The sequence below is a fragment of the Chryseobacterium sp. NFX27 genome, assembly GCF_049887855.1.
In the GTDB taxonomy this organism is placed as follows: Bacteria; Bacteroidota; Bacteroidia; order Flavobacteriales; family Weeksellaceae; genus Chryseobacterium.
On record NZ_JAGEKK010000001.1, the window covers coordinates 263,762 to 278,878 of the forward strand.

Consider the following 15,117-nt stretch of genomic DNA (forward strand, 5'->3'; position numbering starts at 1 on the left):
TATGATCAATACAATCAAGTTTTTCTGGGAGGTACTAAAAGACACCTTTACTGAATGGAACAATTCTTCCGCATCAAAAGATTCGGCAAGTCTTGCCTATTATGCGATATTTTCTATTCCCGGACTATTGATTATTATTATATGGATTGCAGGAAATTTTTTCGGTGAAGAAGCTATCCGTGGGGAGATCAGTAACCAGATCGGAGGATTGATGGGGGCTGATGTGGCTAAAAGTATTGAAGGAATGATTGCCGGAGCTCTTATTGACAAGCAGAATATTTTTATGAAAACCGTAGGAATAGGATCTTTAGTTTTTGGTTCCACCACTTTATTTTTTCAGCTGCAACATACTTTAAATACACTTTGGGACGTGGAAGCAGCTCCTAAAAAGGCTTTGGTAAAGTTCCTGTTAGACAGAGCCAACTCCTTAGGAATGATCCTTATTTTAGGTTTTCTACTGATGATCACGATGATTCTCTCATCAATGATCAGTCTGTTTAACAACTGGATCACCAGCTATTTTGGTCTTGAGACCTATATGCTTGTGGAGTTTGTAAATTTTGCCATTGGTTTTGGATTGGTCATGTGCTTATTTGCATTAATGTTCAAAGTACTTCCTGACATCAAAATCAATTGGAAGCCTGTATGGAAAGGGGCTTTACTGACCACCACTTTGTTTACACTGGGTAAATTTTTACTGAGTCTGTACTTTGGTAATTTTAAGCCTACTTCTACTTTCGGTGCGGCAGGAACCGTTATTTTGATTATGATGTGGATTAATTATTCCTGTATGCTTATCTTTTTCGGAGCTGTATTTACAAAAGTGTATAACTACAAAAAAGGCTATAAAGTTGTTCTTTCCAAGCATGCTAAATGGAGTGCTTCAAAGCTGTACAGGGATAGTAAAAAGGAAAATAATTTGAAAGAAATCTGAGAATTTCAGGCACAGTGGTTATAGAACTTTGCAGTATTAATAGTTGTTTCATTAATACATTTTACATCATAAAAAACAGCCTCCCAAAAATTCAGGAGGCTTTGTTTTTACATTCTGTCTACGGTTCCGATACCGAGCAATGCTAATGATTTTTTAATCGTTTTAGCTGTCAGATCAGATAAATTTAAACGGAATTGCTTTAATTTTTCATCCTCCAGCTTCAGAATGATATTACTCTGATAGAATGAATTATAAGATTTAACCAAATCATAAACATAGTTCGCTACCAAAGCTGGACTTAATGCTTCTGCCGATTTTGCAACTACAGTTTTATAATTTGTCAATAACATGATCAGTTCTTTCTCATATTGATTTAAGGCTATATCGGAAATTTCCTTGTAATCTACATCAGCCTTTGACAGCAACGATTGAATACGTGCATAGGTATAAAGAATAAACGGGCCTGTATTTCCTGAAAATTCTACACTTTCAGCAGGATTAAACATCATCTTTTTCTTTGGATCCACTTTTAGCATAAAATATTTCAAAGCAGCTAATCCTATTATTTCATAAGAAATTTCTTTTTCTTCTTCAGAAAGTCCTTCCAGTTTTCCTAGCTCTGTAGTAATAGATTTTGCTGTTTCATACATTTCCTGCATCAGATCATCTGCATCTACTACAGTTCCTTCACGGGATTTCATTTTACCTTCTGGAAGCTCTACCATTCCGTAAGAAAGATGGAATAATTGATCTGCCCAGGAATATCCCAGTTTTTTCATGATTTTAAATAAAACCTGGAAGTGATAATCCTGCTCGTTCCCTACTGTATAGATCAGCTTTTGGATATTATTTTCCTTGAAACGCTGAACAGCTGTTCCTAAATCCTGAGTCATGTAAACCGAAGTTCCGTCTGAACGAAGCAGAAGCTTCTGATCAAGACCTTCATCGGTAAGATCACACCATACAGAGCCATCTTCTTTCTGATAAAGAATACCTTTGTCCAATCCTTCCTGGATAAGATCTTTTCCTAAAATATAGGTATTACTTTCATATTGAACCTGGTCAAAATCTACTCCCAGTCGTTGATACGTCTCATTGAATCCTTTATAAACCCAGGAATTCATTTCACTCCAAAGATCTCTTACCTGCTTATCCCCATTTTCCCAATCTACAAGCATTTTCTGAGCTTCTTTGATCAGGGGAGCCTCTTTTTTAGCCTGCTCTTCTTCTATTCCCTGTCCTACAAGTTCAGCAATTTCTTTTTTATAATTCTTATCGAATTCCACGTAGTAGTTTCCGACAAATTTATCTCCTTTTGTATTCGTTGTTTCGGGAGTTTCTCCATGTCCGAATTTCTCCCAGGCCAGCATCGATTTGCAGATATGAATTCCTCTGTCGTTAATGATTTGTGATTTAATCACATCATAACCTGCCTCTTTTAAAATCTGTGCCACAGAAAACCCTAACAGGTTGTTTCTTACGTGTCCCAAGTGAAGTGGCTTGTTTGTATTGGGAGAAGAATATTCTACCATTACTGTAGAATTTTTCTTTTCGACTGTATCAAAACCAGTACTTATAGTCCTAAAATTATCTACAAACAGCTGGTTTTGCACCTTAACGTTAAGGAAACCTTTTACTACATTAAAACTTTCGAACAGATCAGACTGCTCAGTTAAAGCCTCTCCCAGCTCAACACCGATTCTTTCCGGATTTTTCTTCAGCTGTTTTACCAATGGAAAGGTAACAATGGTAAAGTCACCTTCAAATTCCGTTTTATTTTCCTGAACTTCCAGATGGATTTCTTTTAACTGATATACATTTAAAATAACCTCTGCAAGTTTCTTTTCTATACTATCTTTAATATTCATGTGTATATATTAATAATTTTTTAAGGGCCACATGGAATAGCCTTATTTCATCTCAAATTTTGAAATACAAATATACGGAAATAAAAAAACCGCCCGAAGGCGGTTTTTGATATGAATGTTAAATATATTAATTTGATTTGTTAGTTTACATCCCAGAATACTTTATTACCCTGTACATCTCCAGTTACAGCACCCCATTGTGCTACAGCAGCATTCGTTCTGTTTGTATTGTTTACACTGGTTTCATTTACCGGATAAGGCATTCTTAAAGGTACAGCTCTAGAGCCTGGTTTAACAAAAGTTCTGAAGTCTAATCTTCTTGAGAATTCCCAAGCCTCGAAGCCTCTGTTATATGCTGCGATCCAAGCTTGATTTCCAATTTTCTGCTTCCATGTTCCAGGTAATGTTACATAATTATTGGCAGCTAAATAAGCAGCTTGCTCAGCAGGTGCTACGCCCCAAAAATCTAAAGATGCTTGAATTCCTGCTGTAAAATGAGTAGCAGCTGTTCCTCCAACACTGTATCCTCTTTCTGCAGCTTCTGCAAGCATAAATCTAGTTTCTGCAGCATCAAATAAATAAGCCATACTATCCGCCACCAAGAAGCTTTCGTTTACATGAGAGAAGTTTGCATAAACATTTTGCTTACCATATAAGCCTCCTACATAAGCCCCGTCTTTAAGGGTAAAATATTTAGCTCTTCTTGGATCATTTGATGCATTCAGTACATCGACAAATGTGTTTGCCGGAATAAAGTCATTTCTTCCACTTGTAACCATCTCCTGATATACAGGACTTGTAAACTGTCCTGAAGAACTAAACTTAAGGCCAATATTTTGTGCATTAGTTAAAACTACTCCTTTTGAATATGCACTTTCAACTGTAGTTTTTGCCAGAGCATTATTTACATCTGCCAAATTAAGCCCCATTCTAAGTTTAAGTGTATTTAAGAATAATTTTACTTTCTCATTGTTCCCTCCAAAAATAGGATCATAAGATCCAAATCCAGCAGATGAATTTGACTCCAGAGCTGTAAGAGCAGCATCTGCTCTTTTAATCAGATCAGCATAAATTGTTTTAGCATCATCATAAGCTGGCGTAGGATATTTATCTACCTGAATAGCTTGGGAATAAGGAATATTTCCGTAAGTATCTACCAATGTAGCAAAAATATAAATTTCCAAGGCTTCAATTACTGCTATCCTGCTCGCTTTAAGTGAAGCATCTGAAAGAGAATTTACTGTATTTCTAGCCAGTTCCAGTTTTGTCATCTGAGAATACATTCTATTCCAGTTATTATCAGGAACGCTTCGCTTTACCAGATTGTATACAGCTTCATCTATATATTGAGTTTCTGTCCATTGCTGGGTAAAAAATCTATAGTTATTAAAGTTTACACTAGGAGTTGTCATCTGTGAAACCAATCCTACACTCGCAGAAGTAAACATAACCTCAGTATTTACTTCAGACGGGTTTTTTGGATCATCATTCAGACTCGTTATATCTCTCCCACAAGATGTCAGCAGTAAACCCGCAGCAAAAAGACTTATTATTATTTTTTTCATTGTAATGCAGTTTAGAAGTTAATAGTAAAGTTAGCACCAAAAGTTCTGGTTGTTGGCATTGCACCAATAGAGTAACCTCTGGAAAGATTTCCTCCATTTACCCCTATAGAAGATCCTCCAGTATATCCAGCTTCAGGATCAGCATAAGGAAGGTTTTTGTGGATTATCCATAAGTTTCTGCCGAAAATACCAAATTTCATGGATTTAATAAATGTATTGGCATACAAACTTTTTGGAATATCAAAATAGATAGCAGCCTCTCTTAATTTAACAAATGTTGCATCATATACGAATTGGCTGGATGGATAGTTTGCTGAAGCGTTTATTGACCCTGTCTCAGAAGGTGCATTATCTGCTGACAAAGGCACGTTATTCTGAACATACTGCCCATTTTGCATCACAACACCAGGCAGAATAACACCAGGTTCTCTGATAGCTAATGTTTCAGGATACAATCCTGTATCTGTTCCATACAGCATATCTCCAGAAAACACATCTCCTCCCTGTTGTCCATCGATAAGGAAAGTAAATGTAAATGCTTTATAGTTGATACTGTTTCTTACACTCCAAGTCCAGTCCGGCATAATATTACCAATACTGTTGTTTCTTGATGTTGTAATCATATAAGCTCCTGTTTCAGGATCAATTACTTTTTGGCCGTCAGGTGAATAGACAAAATCTGTTCCATGGATTTCTCCATAAGGTTTTCCTACTTCTGCATTAAATGTTACTGAATTCACCCCGCTTCCCAACTGTAAATTATTAATTCCTTCGTTCAGACTTAATACTTTACTTCTGTTGATAGCCCAGTTAATATTCATATCCCATTTAAAATCAGTACTTTTTATTGGAGTTACATTTAACTGTACTTCTACTCCTTTATTTTCTAATTCTCCGGCATTGTACCATTTTCTGGTATATCCTGAAGCACCAGAGATAGGAACCATTAAGATCTGATCTTTTGAATTCGTTTTATAAGCACTCACATCAAAACCTATTCTGTTATTAAGGAATCTGGCTTCCATTCCTACTTCCACTTCTGTAGATCTTTCTGGTTTCAGATTAGGATTATTTTTATAACTGAACGGATCAACAATAGGAATACCGTTGTATAAACTTCTGATATTATAAGTATCAATCAGTCTATAATTATCTGTCGTTTTACCAACCTGAGCCCAGTTACCTCTAATTTTCCAGAAAGACAACCAGTTTTGGTTTATAAGATTAGACAATACTACAGAGGCAGACACTGATGGATAAAAATACAGGTTTTCACCATCAGGTAAATTTGATGATAAATCTAAACTTCCTGTACCTTCTAGAAAGTAAGTGTCTTTATACCCTAATGAAACCTGAGCATATCCTCTTGGTAATGTTGAGGTAGCTCTAAATTCCTGTGCTGGCAAAACCTGACCTGCAGAATTTCTTATTGCGTAAAGGCCTGGTACGATCAACCCTTCACCAGATTGATCTGGTTCTGTAGAAGCATCTATAGTTTCTATTACATTTCGTCTGATAGATGTTCCCAATACCCCTCCTAAACTAATTTCATTATCAAATTTCTTGTTGTAATTTGCAAATAAATCAAAATTGAGTTCGTTGGTATACAAATTACTCATATAAAACCCTGAAGCGGCATTTAATTGGGAAAGCCCAAATGCTTCCGCTTTACTACCCACAGCTTTTCTTACCTCATTGGTCTGGTAGGCAAAATCTGTAGATACTCTTCCTGTCAGGCTGATAGCATCCGAAAATTTATAGTTTAGCATTCCATAACCGAAGAATCTATTTCTTCTGTCACTCTGATAGTTTTCATATCTATCAAAATATGGGTTGTTCCAATATGCTGGCGTAAAAAAGTTATCAGGGTCACTATATCCATTTAAATTCCAGGTGATATTTTGACCTGTATTCATATATGCATCTCTCTGCTCATATATGTCGGTATTAGTTTGCCACCATTGTCTGAAACCTGTAAGAATATTATCATTATACCCCGTTGCATTTCTACCTTTAGTATTCTGCATTGTTAATGACGAATATACTGTAGCCGTAAGTTTATCGGTAACTTTATAATCGAATTTGGCAGAAATAGTATTTTTCTTCTGCTCAGAATTAGGCATTACCCCAGTCGTTAAAAAATTATTATAATTAATTAAAATACTAGAGGTTTCATTTCCTTTTTCAATCGTAACAGAATTGGAAGTTGTTTGAGCTGCCTGGAAAAAATCAATCGGTGTATTTTTTGCTGCTACCCAAGGTGTAGCTTTGTGATATCCCGGAAGCTGTGGATACAATGAATTCCATTGGTATACCATTAAATTAGGATCAAATGCAGTTCCAACAGATGCATCATTGTTGGTTCCTACTACCAGATCATCAATACCGTCTCCATTAACATCAGCATCTAAAAAACTTGATCCTCCATATCCTGAGCCATATTTATTCTGATATTTGGCAAATGTTGATTTATCAATTTCACCGTACTGATATTCAGTTGAAAGGGTTACTCCCCATTCATTATTTTTTCTGGACTTTCCTTTTTTTGTTGTAATAACAACTACCCCTGCTGAAGCTCTCTCACCGTATAAAGCAGAAGCGGCAGCTCCTTTCAGTACGTTAACACTTTCAATATCGTTAGGGTTAATATCTGATATTGAGTTCCCACCATCAAAAATTGTATAATCCGATGAAATAGAACTGTTATTATTACTTACAGGAACTCCATCAATTACGAAAAGTGCCTGGTTATTCCCCCCGATTGATTTCATTCCTCTTATCACGACACTGGAAGCTCCTCCGAAGTTTGCACTTGTCACTACTTGTACCCCAGCCGCCTTTCCAGCCATTTGACTGGATAAGTTTCCTGTGTTTGCACCTTCTCTAAGCACATCTCCTTTAATTTCTTGGGATGCATATCCTAGTGCTTTCTTTTCTCTTTTGATTCCGAGTGCAGTTACTACTACCCCTTCAATTTCTTTTGTTTTAATAGTATCATTCTTCTGCTGTGCATGAGCTACAGCAATGGAAGACGACAATACTAAAACAAGTAGACTTGCTGTTAGTTTCTTCATATCAAATTTTAATTTTGTATCCTGTACAAATTTGTAAAACTTTCTTAAAAACACAAAACAAAATCTTAAAAAAATATCAAATATTCATTTATTTCTAAAATAAATATTATAAAAATTATTAAATTAAGTTAAAAACAAAATAATTAACAAAGACAAACCAGGTAAGCAATATTTTTTTTCAGAAAAACACAAATCATTTTAATTGATAATTTCTATATAAAATATTAAGGAAACAACACAATAACAAACTGATTATCAAATAGATTAATCATACCATAAGGATTAATAAAGATTTAACAATAAAAAAATACAATGCAAAGCATATTATATTTTTCTCCTTTCAAACGGTAGTTGTAAGCTTATTACAGAAAAAAAAACGCCGAAGAAAAATGAAATATACTAAAAAATTGTTCAAATATTTTAGTTGAAAAGTACATATCCAATTATTATAATTATACAAACACATTACTGGATTTTAAACAATATTTTCTTTGGTTATGAATATTACTTATTCTTCTAATAACAGATTAATATTTATAAGCACTACTTACTATAAAACAACATGTATTTAATTAAAATGTATTTACTAATTTTGCACCATTCTTTGATAGGGGTATTAAACTTATGGATTTATTACAAAAATGGACAGATCTTTACATCGAGGCTGGATGTGATGAAGTGGGAAGGGGATGCCTCAGCGGACCTGTGGTGGCAGCAGCTGTTATTCTGGATGATAGTTTTAAGCCAAATTTGGTTAATGATTCTAAAAAATTAACCTTTAAGACGAGGATGGAACTGGATAGTTATATAAAAGATAATGTGAAAAATTATGCTATTGCAGAATTACCTCCTTCATTTATTGATGAACACAATATTCTTAATGCGAGCATCCACGCTATGCACCGTGCATTAGACCAATTAACAATAATTCCGGAGTTAATTTTAGTAGATGGAAATAAATTCCATCCTTATAATTATATCCCTCACCAGTGTATCATACAAGGAGATGCAAAAGTTCTGTCTATTGCAGCAGCTTCTATTCTGGCTAAAAATTACAGGGATCAATTGATGATCGAACTCCACGAAGAATATCCGGAATATAACTGGAACACCAACTTCGGATATGCCACGAAAGCTCATCAGCAGGCTTTAATAAAATATGGGCCAACAAAACATCACAGACAGTCGTTCAGACTGAAATATGATTAAATTTTTTAACTGAGTTTAAAACACAAAAAAGAGAAGCAAAATTTGCTTCTCTTTTATTTTTATAATAGACTTTTAAATCTTATTTCTTTTTTCTCTGCTGCTCCTGTATTTTCTGTTGATCCTGAGCTTTCTCCATCATCTCTCTCATTTTCTTCTGGAACTTACCTTCAGCTTTTGGTTTCTCCTTATTGGCCTGAATCTGTGCATGGATTTTCTTTTCATCCAGTATCAGATATTTAATAACAAGAATAATCAGGATATTAATCGCATTGGATACAAAATAATACCATGAAAGACCTGATGCTGATGTATTCAGGAAGAATAGGAATGTGATCGGGAAAATATACATTAACACTTTCATGTTTGGCATTCCTTCCTGTTGAGGCTGCTGCATATTTCCTGAAGTCATTACGGTATAAATCAAAATCACAATCGTACAAGCCAAAGCAAAAACACTTAGGTGATCTCCCAGGAAAGGAATTTTAAATGGAAGTTTGATCAGATCATCATAAGCCGTTAAATCCTTTGCAAACCAAAACCCTTCACCTCTTAGATCAATAAAGTTCGGGAAGAAACGGAATAAGGCATAGAAAATAGGGATCTGTACCAGTGCCGGAAGACATCCTGCCATCTGGTTTACACCCGCCTTTCGGTAGATTTCCATGGTAGCCTGCTGCTTCTTCATTGGATCCGCATCTTTCAGTTTGGCATTTACCTCATCAATTTCAGGACGGATCACCTTCATCATTGCACTTAACTTATGCTGTTTGTACATGATTGGTGATAAGATCAGCTTTACAATGATCGTCATTAAGAAAATTACCCAGCCTGCTGTAAGTCCCCAATCTGCAATGATATTATACATTGGCATAAAGAACCCACGGTTCATCCACCCAATGAAAGACCATCCTAATGGTAATATTTCGTCAAAGTTTTTATCATATGATTTTAACAAAGGTAAATCAAGCGGCATAAAGTACCAGGTAAAGTCCTGGTTAAGCTCGCTTCCTGTCATCTGTACGAATCCTTCAAAATTAAGTTTCTTCAGATATTCACCTTCTTCTATGGCTTCCTGATTTCCTTTGCTTTGCGTGAAACCGCTTTTAGCTTCAATTACAGAAGAGAAGAACTGCTGTTTTACACCAATCCAGTTAAGCGTTTCTTTTTCCTCACTCATATCTGTTCTTCCGTCATAATCATAATCTTTATAATTATTGAAAGCATATGAGAATTCCGAGTGTGACTGTTCCTGCGCTCTACCCTTTTCCAGGTTTCTTACACTGTAATCCCAGATGAAATCCGCTTTGTTATCAGCAGTAATGGCAGCAAATCCCTTTGTTCTTACTTTAAAATCCAGTGTATATTTTGGAAGCAACGTATAAACAAACTGAATAACAGCACTGTTATAGTTAGCTGTCATCGTTACAGCATTTCCATTAACAGCAGGTGTAAAAACCAGGTCTTTGGTATTAATTACTTTTCCTGTTTTATCTTTAAACTGAAAACCGTAGTTCGAATTCTTTTTATCGATCAGATAAAGGGGAAGATCTGCATTATCTGTTTTATGGTTATATGCTTTATATTGTGAAAGCTGTACTTTAGAAACCTGTCCTCCTAAGCTTGAGAATTCTACGTTCAGTTCTTTGTTGCTCAAACTGGCTGTCTGAATAGCACCAGGAGTTACATTTGGATTGATATTGCTTGCCTGAGTCTGTTTTACAGCATTTTTTACCTGCTCAACTTTCTGTTCCTGAGCTTTTAACTGCTCTTCTTTCGCCTGCTTGTTCTGGAAATAGAACATGAATCCGAAAAGAACCAAACATAAAACCGCAAAACTGATCATTTGACTTTTATCGATTCCCTTGTTTTGTTGCATTTTATTTTTATATTAAAATTTTAAATTTAATCAAGCATCACAGTATGCTGCTTTTTGAGCTGACAAAAATACTGTTTTTTTATCAAAACTCTATGCATTACCATGTTACTATATAATAAACTCAAGCTGAGAATAATCAGCCTGAGTTTATTTTAAGACGTTTATGATAAATAATTACCTTATTTCTTTTCGCAAGCCTTGATAAAAGCTCTGAACAGAGGATGCGGCGTTGCTACTGTACTCTTGTATTCAGGGTGGTACTGCACTCCTACATAGAACGGATGATCAGGAAGCTCAAGAGCCTCTACCAGACCAGTTTCCGGATTGGTACCTGTTGCCAGGAAACCGTTCTTTTCAAATTCCTGAAGATAATCACTGTTAAATTCATAACGGTGACGGTGTCTTTCTGTAATATTTTTAGTTCCGTAAATATCGTATAGTCTGGAACCGTTTTTCAATGAACATTTCCAAGCTCCAAGACGCATTGTGCCTCCTTTGTCTACGATATTTTTCTGCTCTTCCATGATAGAAATTACAGGATCCGGCGTTGATGTATCAAATTCCATTGAATTCGCTTTGGTATGGCCAAGAACATTTCTAGCAAATTCAACCGTCATGATCTGCATTCCCAGACAAATTCCCAACATCGGAAGTTTATTTTCTCTTGCATACTGAGCTGTAAGCACTTTTCCCTCGATTCCTCTATCGCCAAAACCTGGAGCAATAAGGATTCCGTCCACACCATTTAAAGTCTCTTTAATATTTTCTGCTGTGATATCTCCACTGTATACCCATCTGACTTTCACTTCAGTTTCAAGGCTTGCCCCTGCATGTTTGAAAGCTTCAGCAATAGAAATATAAGAATCCTGCAGAGAAATATATTTTCCTACTAATGCTATTTCTACAGATTTTTTCGGGCTTTTGAATTTTTTAAGGAAAGTTTTCCAGTCTTTAAGATCAGCTTCTTTATCATTTTTCAGATCTAATTCTTTTAAAACTACATCATCAAAGTTTTGCTTCTGAAGATAAATTGGAACTTCATAGATCGTTTCCAGGTCTTTACATTCAATCACATTATCTAAAGAGACATTACAGAATTGAGCCAATTTTGCTCTCTGATCTTTTGGAATCGTATGTTCTGTTCTGCATACCAAAACATCTGCCATAATCCCGCTTTCCATTAATTGGCGAACGGAATGCTGTGAAGGTTTTGTTTTCAATTCCCCGCTTGAAGCCAGGTAAGGCAACAGGGTAAGGTGAATCACCATAGAATTTTTCTCACCAAGTTCCCATTTCAGCTGACGTACCGTTTCAATGTATGGAAGAGATTCAATATCCCCTACAGTTCCCCCGATTTCAGTAATGATGATATCATAATTCTGCTTGGAAAGCATTTTGATTCTTCTTTTGATCTCGTTGGTGATATGAGGAATTACCTGAACCGTTTTTCCCAAGAAGTCTCCTTTTCTTTCTTTTTCAATAACTGTTTGGTAGATTTTCCCTGTAGTAACGTTGTTGTTTTGGGAAGTAGGAGCATCCAAATAACGCTCGTAGTGACCTAAATCCAGATCCGTTTCTGCACCATCTTCGGTTACATAGCATTCTCCGTGTTCATATGGATTCAGTGTTCCCGGGTCGATGTTGATATAAGGATCCAGTTTTTGGATCGTTACGCTAAAACCGCGTGATTTTAACAAAAGCCCCAGAGAAGCAGACACGATTCCTTTTCCCAAAGATGAAGTTACACCTCCTGTCACAAAGATGTACTTTGTATTCTTTTTACTCATTAGATTAGGTTTGTGCAAAGTTATGGGAAAAAGAGATACAAAGCAATTTTTTAAATTTTGAAACCGAAAAATCCTCTTGAAACATTTATAAATTCTGCTTAAAAAATTTATCAATGTTTGGTAACCGCAATGTCAAAATGCTATAACCATCAATAATTATAACACAAAACATTCATTTCATCTGCTTAATCTGTGAAAGAAAAGATTCATAATAATGAAAAAGGCTCTCCAGTCACATGGAAAACCTTTTTAATTCAATTTATTTATAAAATTTATTGTTTTATCAATTCAAAATACAGGCTTACTTCCGCATCTTTAGCTACCCCTGCACCGGTTGGGTCGTATTTGACTCCGTAATCTAAACGGTTAACTGTGAATTTTGTCTGGAATCCCATTACTTCTTTTCCCTGCTGATTCTTGGTAACTCCTCCAAATGTTACCGGAACACTTATTTCTTTCACAGTCTCCTTAATTTTCAAATTTCCTTTCAGGATATATGAATTATTTTTGTCCTTGGTAATGGAAGTACTGTGAAAGCTTATGGCCGGATATTTATCCGCTTCAAAAAAATCTGCACTTTTAAGGTGCTTATCTCTCATTTCTACACCTGTATTAATAGAATTTACATCTACTCCAAAATCAAAAACGCCATTATCTAAATTGGCACCTTCAGTTGTTACTTTTCCTTTAAATGCATCAAAACGTCCCTGTACAAAGTTAATACCCATATGTTTGATATTAAAGTTCACCGAAGAGTGCATAGGATCTACTGTCCATTCTGTTTGTGCAAAGCCCAGAACGCTTAGCAGCGTGAAAACGAAAGATAAAAATACTTTTTTCATAATAAACTTAATTTTAGTTGAGTAAAGATAATACATATTGATTATCCTGTTATTGATGTAGGTTAGTTTTTAATTTTAGATGAAATTATTTTAGAATATACCAACTCGAAGACAAAGCTGATGAGAAATACAACGAATGAATTAACATACAGGAATAAAGCAAGAAGTCCGGGATCTGTTTTATTTGAGAAATAAGCAAAGGGATTCGTGCCTGAAATAATTAAGGTGAATAAATAAATGATTTCAAATAGAACCGCAATTTTTAAAACTGAACTATAATTCTTTCTGAAGATTAATACCGTAATAAAACTGACCATTGTTACAATAAGGCATTCCACTAAAACCCCAATTGGAACCAGGGCAAGTCCGTCTGACTTTTCTTTTAAGAAACGTAATGTCCATTCGCTGAATTGAGCATTAAGAAGACTCATCACAATCAATATAACCAAGCTTCTCAATAGAATATTTTTCATTTTTGAAAATTAATTAAAATATTGAAAGGACATTCATTTTTTTTAACTTCGCAGTATGGCAAAACTGAAAACAGCATATTTCTGTCAAAACTGCGGAACTCAATATTCCCAATGGATGGGACAGTGCAAAAACTGTGGAGAATGGAATACCCTTGTGGAGGAAGTCGTAGAAAAAACCTCATCCAAAACTCCGCCGTTCTCAAAATCCAAACAGCACGTCATCAATATTATTGAAGTGGAGACCAGTGAAGAACCGAGAATAAAAACACCCTCCGAGGAACTGAACCGTGTTCTGGGCGGCGGCATTGTACTGGGTTCTGTCACACTGATCGGGGGAGAGCCCGGAATCGGAAAATCTACCCTTCTGCTTCAGCTGGCCTTAAAGATGAAGAAAAAGGTCTTCTATGTTTCCGGAGAGGAAAGTGCTTCGCAGATTAAAATGAGAGCAGACCGGCTGACAGATGTTCAGAATCCGAACTGTTTTCTTTTTACGGAAACTTCACTGGAAAAAATCCTTCACGAAGCTAAAAAACTGGAACCGGATTTCATGATCATCGATTCTATCCAGACGTTGCAGTCTCAGTTAATTGAAAGTTCTCCGGGAACGGTTTCCCAGATCAGGGAGTGTTCGAATGAAATTATAAAATTCGCGAAAGAGAACAATACTCCGGTATTCCTTGTTGGCCATATCACGAAAGACGGTCAGATTGCCGGGCCAAAAGTGCTGGAACATATGGTAGACGTAGTATTGAATTTCGACGGCGACAGAAATCATCTCTTCAGATTGCTCAGAGCCAATAAAAACCGTTTCGGATCTACTTCCGAGATCGGTATCTATGAAATGGTTTCCCAGGGTTTAAAGGAAATCAGGAATCCTTCTGAAATCCTTATCACTAAGAAATTTGAAGAGCTTTCCGGCAATTCCGTGGCAGTAACTCTGGAAGGAAACCGGCCTATGCTTCTGGAGATCCAGGCATTGGTAAGTACAGCTGTTTATGGTACTCCACAGAGAAGCTCTACCGGATTTGATGCAAAAAGACTGAATATGCTGCTGGCTGTTCTGGAAAAACGTGCAGGATTTCAACTTGGCGCCAAGGATGTCTTTTTAAATATTACCGGAGGTATAAAAACAGATGATCCGGCATTAGATCTTGCCGTGGTAGCTTCCATCTTATCGTCTAACGAAGATATTGCTATTTCCGAACATTTCTGTTTTGCCGGTGAGATCGGATTAAGTGGTGAGATCCGGCCAATAGCACAGGTTGAACAGAGAATTACAGAAGCTGAAAAATTAGGCTACGAAAAAATATTTGTATCGAATCTTAATAAAATACCGAAAAGAAAGTTTGGAATTAAGATTGAGGAGGTAAGCAAAATTGAGGATTTCCACGAAAGGATCTTTTAAAACAGCGTTCATAGGAATTAAGAAAAACTGGTAGTCGAAACGGATTGATCATTCATCATTCACATTTAATCTCTATCTTTAATC

10 protein-coding genes are annotated in these 15,117 nt (G+C 35.9%); 3 read left to right on the forward strand and 7 right to left on the reverse strand.

What is annotated here, in order from left to right:
- Position 1: 1 nt before the first annotated feature.
- A complete protein-coding gene (locus J4Q03_RS01225) occupies positions 2–934 on the forward strand; it encodes a YihY/virulence factor BrkB family protein (RefSeq protein WP_426046426.1) in 933 nt (310 codons plus the stop codon).
- A 107-nt stretch (positions 935–1,041) separates the two neighbouring features.
- Here J4Q03_RS01225 and argS read toward each other — a convergent pair whose 3' ends face one another.
- The 3 genes from argS to J4Q03_RS01240 form a co-directional block, all read right to left on the reverse strand.
- On the reverse strand, positions 1,042–2,802 hold the full coding sequence (gene argS / locus J4Q03_RS01230) for an arginine--tRNA ligase (RefSeq protein ID WP_426046427.1): 1,761 nt from the start codon (positions 2,800–2,802) through the stop codon (positions 1,042–1,044).
- A gap of 140 nt (positions 2,803–2,942) precedes the next feature.
- Positions 2,943–4,367, reverse strand: coding sequence for a SusD/RagB family nutrient-binding outer membrane lipoprotein (locus tag J4Q03_RS01235; protein ID WP_426046428.1), 1,425 nt, complete (start codon positions 4,365–4,367; stop codon positions 2,943–2,945).
- An 11-nt stretch (positions 4,368–4,378) separates the two neighbouring features.
- Positions 4,379–7,441 carry a SusC/RagA family TonB-linked outer membrane protein gene (locus J4Q03_RS01240; protein WP_426046429.1) on the reverse strand — a complete coding sequence of 1,021 codons (3,063 nt, stop codon included), beginning with the start codon at positions 7,439–7,441 and terminating at the stop codon, positions 4,379–4,381.
- Between the two features lie 624 nt (positions 7,442–8,065).
- Between J4Q03_RS01240 and J4Q03_RS01245 the strand changes: the two genes are divergently transcribed.
- Positions 8,066–8,650, forward strand: coding sequence for a ribonuclease HII (locus J4Q03_RS01245; protein ID WP_426046430.1), 585 nt, complete (start codon positions 8,066–8,068; stop codon positions 8,648–8,650).
- 79 nt (positions 8,651–8,729) lie between these two features.
- Here J4Q03_RS01245 and yidC read toward each other — a convergent pair whose 3' ends face one another.
- From yidC to J4Q03_RS01265, 4 genes are all read right to left on the reverse strand, one after another.
- The gene (gene yidC / locus J4Q03_RS01250; protein ID WP_426046431.1) at positions 8,730–10,526 is read right to left on the reverse strand and encodes a membrane protein insertase YidC; all 1,797 of its coding nucleotides are present in this window, start codon (positions 10,524–10,526) and stop codon (positions 8,730–8,732) included.
- Positions 10,527–10,705: 179 nt separating this feature from the next.
- The gene (locus J4Q03_RS01255; protein ID WP_426046432.1) at positions 10,706–12,313 is read right to left on the reverse strand and encodes a CTP synthase; all 1,608 of its coding nucleotides are present in this window, start codon (positions 12,311–12,313) and stop codon (positions 10,706–10,708) included.
- 272 nt (positions 12,314–12,585) lie between these two features.
- Positions 12,586–13,155, reverse strand: coding sequence for a YceI family protein (locus J4Q03_RS01260; RefSeq protein ID WP_426046433.1), 570 nt, complete (start codon positions 13,153–13,155; stop codon positions 12,586–12,588).
- 62 nt (positions 13,156–13,217) lie between these two features.
- Positions 13,218–13,628, reverse strand: a complete 411-nt coding sequence (locus tag J4Q03_RS01265) for a hypothetical protein (RefSeq protein ID WP_426046434.1) — start codon at positions 13,626–13,628, stop codon at positions 13,218–13,220.
- A 55-nt stretch (positions 13,629–13,683) separates the two neighbouring features.
- Between J4Q03_RS01265 and radA the strand changes: the two genes are divergently transcribed.
- Positions 13,684–15,033 (forward strand): DNA repair protein RadA, encoded by a 1,350-nt coding sequence (gene radA, locus J4Q03_RS01270; protein ID WP_426046435.1) that lies wholly within the window; start codon positions 13,684–13,686, stop codon positions 15,031–15,033.
- The last annotated feature ends 84 nt before the right edge of the window (positions 15,034–15,117 follow it).

Bases quoted from the DNA above. Each gene is read 5' to 3' on its own strand.
- J4Q03_RS01235 (WP_426046428.1), bottom strand. From the start codon at position 4,367: ATGAAAAAAATAATAATAAGTCTTTTTGCTGCGGGTTTACTGCTGACA.
- yidC (WP_426046431.1), bottom strand. From the start codon at position 10,526: ATGCAACAAAACAAGGGAATCGATAAAAGTCAAATGATCAGTTTTGCG.
- J4Q03_RS01260 (WP_426046433.1), bottom strand. From the start codon at position 13,155: ATGAAAAAAGTATTTTTATCTTTCGTTTTCACGCTGCTAAGCGTTCTG.
- radA (WP_426046435.1), top strand. From the start codon at position 13,684: ATGGCAAAACTGAAAACAGCATATTTCTGTCAAAACTGCGGAACTCAA.
- J4Q03_RS01245 (WP_426046430.1), top strand. From the start codon at position 8,066: ATGGATTTATTACAAAAATGGACAGATCTTTACATCGAGGCTGGATGT.
- J4Q03_RS01255 (WP_426046432.1), bottom strand. From the start codon at position 12,313: ATGAGTAAAAAGAATACAAAGTACATCTTTGTGACAGGAGGTGTAACT.
- J4Q03_RS01265 (WP_426046434.1), bottom strand. From the start codon at position 13,628: ATGAAAAATATTCTATTGAGAAGCTTGGTTATATTGATTGTGATGAGT.
- J4Q03_RS01225 (WP_426046426.1), top strand. From the start codon at position 2: ATGATCAATACAATCAAGTTTTTCTGGGAGGTACTAAAAGACACCTTT.
- J4Q03_RS01240 (WP_426046429.1), bottom strand. From the start codon at position 7,441: ATGAAGAAACTAACAGCAAGTCTACTTGTTTTAGTATTGTCGTCTTCC.
- argS (WP_426046427.1), bottom strand. From the start codon at position 2,802: ATGAATATTAAAGATAGTATAGAAAAGAAACTTGCAGAGGTTATTTTA.